The sequence below is a fragment of the Frankia sp. AgKG'84/4 genome, assembly GCF_023242965.2.
Classification (GTDB): Bacteria; Actinomycetota; Actinomycetes; order Frankiales; family Frankiaceae; genus Frankia.
In genome coordinates this window covers 1-1,461 of the sequence record NZ_JALKFU020001082.1, presented here as the reverse complement: position 1 = coordinate 1,461, position 1,461 = coordinate 1, and the positions used below count along the sequence as shown (strand labels likewise).

Here is a 1,461-nt window from a genome sequence, read left to right as displayed (position 1 = left end):
GATCCGCGCCGGCCGGCCCGTCGCGGTCATCCACGGTGACTGGCACTTCGGCCAACTCGTCGCGCTGCCCGGGGCGGGCTGGCGGCTCATCGACGTGGACGACCTGGGACTCGGCGACCCGGCCTGGGACCTGGCCAGGCCGGCCGCCTGGTTCGCGGCCGGCCTGCTGCCGGTGGACCTGTGGGCGCGCTTCGTCGACGCGTACGCGGCGGGTGGCGGGCCCGCGGTGACGGACTGGGCCGACCCGTGGCCGGCGCTCGACCTGCCCGCCCGGTTCCGCACGGTGGAATACGCCGCCACGGCCCTCGCCGCCCACTTCGAACGGCCCCCGGACGCGGGCCTGGACGCGGGCCTGGACCCGGTCTCGGCGGCGTTCGTGGAGAGCTGCGCGCGGATCGCCGGCGGCCACGGCCCGGAGTCGGGATCCTGACGGCTCGGCGGACGCACGGTGCCGGACCGGTACGCTTCCGGCGACGTCGGACGTCTCCCGTCCCACGCAACGGAAGGTCACGACCGTGAGCTACACGCTGCAGTGCCCGAAGTGCCACGCCATGATGCGGACCTACAACCGCAACGGCATCCAGATCGAGCAGTGCGATGGGTGCCGGGGCATCTTCCTCGACTACGGCGAGCTGGAGGCCCTCACCCGCCTCGAAGCCCAGTGGTCCCAGCCCGGCCCCCCGCCACCGGCGCCGCCCTACGCGCAGCCGGGGCAGTACGCCCAGCCGGGTGCCTACCCGCAGCAGAGCCCCTACCCGCAGCCCGGTCAGCACGCCCAGCCGGCGTGGGGGCACGGGCACGGCAACCGCTCCAAGCACGGCGGTTTCGCCCGGATGCTGTTCAGCTCCTGACCGCGGCGCCCCCCGCGCCGGCGCGGCCCGACAGGCCGGCGAAGGTCAGCCCGGCTGGACACCCAGGAAGCGGCGCACGTCGTCGGCCTCGTCCGCCAGCGCGGCGGCGACCGGCGCCGGCCAGGCCGGCGGATCGGCGAACGGCGCGAGTTCGACGCGCCCGCCGGGCATCGACCAGGTCCCGGCCGCCCGACCGTCGACGAGGATCGTCGGCCGGAAGATCCCGTTGCTGGTGATCGTTCGCTGGTCGGCGCCGATCCAGCTGCGTTCGGCCCAGCCGTGCAGGATCGGGTCGAAGGCGCCCAGCAGACGTGTTGGAAACTGGTCCCCGGGGTGGCGGGACCGGCCGGCCAGATCCTGCCGGCCGCCGGGGGTCGTCACCACCTCGGCGGTGATCGCCACCAGCCCCCGCCGGGCATCGCCCAGCGGCAGGCCCGCCCAGCGGGCCAGGTCGCGCTCGTCCGCCGGCCCGTGCCCGGCGAGGTACCGGCGGGCCAGCTCGGCCAGCGCCGCGTCCCGGTCGAAGGCCTGCGGCGGCGGGCCGAGCCAGTCGCTGACCAGGGCGTACGCCTGTTCCGTCCCGACGACGGGGCCGCGCACGATGGTGCCC

At 76.1% G+C, this 1,461-nt stretch carries 3 protein-coding genes; 2 read left to right on the top strand and 1 reads right to left on the bottom strand.

The window, feature by feature from the left end; genetic code table 11:
• A partial coding sequence (locus tag MXD58_RS27455) for a phosphotransferase family protein (RefSeq protein WP_250610951.1) occupies positions 1–430 on the top strand: 430 nt, incomplete at its 5' end.
• A gap of 85 nt (positions 431–515) precedes the next feature.
• Positions 516–851, top strand: a complete 336-nt coding sequence (locus MXD58_RS27450; protein ID WP_248840558.1) for a TFIIB-type zinc ribbon-containing protein — start codon at positions 516–518, stop codon at positions 849–851.
• Positions 852–896: 45 nt separating this feature from the next.
• Here the strand turns inward: MXD58_RS27450 and MXD58_RS27445 are convergent.
• The coding region (locus MXD58_RS27445; protein ID WP_250610949.1) for a DNA glycosylase AlkZ-like family protein at positions 897–1,461 on the bottom strand (565 nt) is incomplete at its 5' end.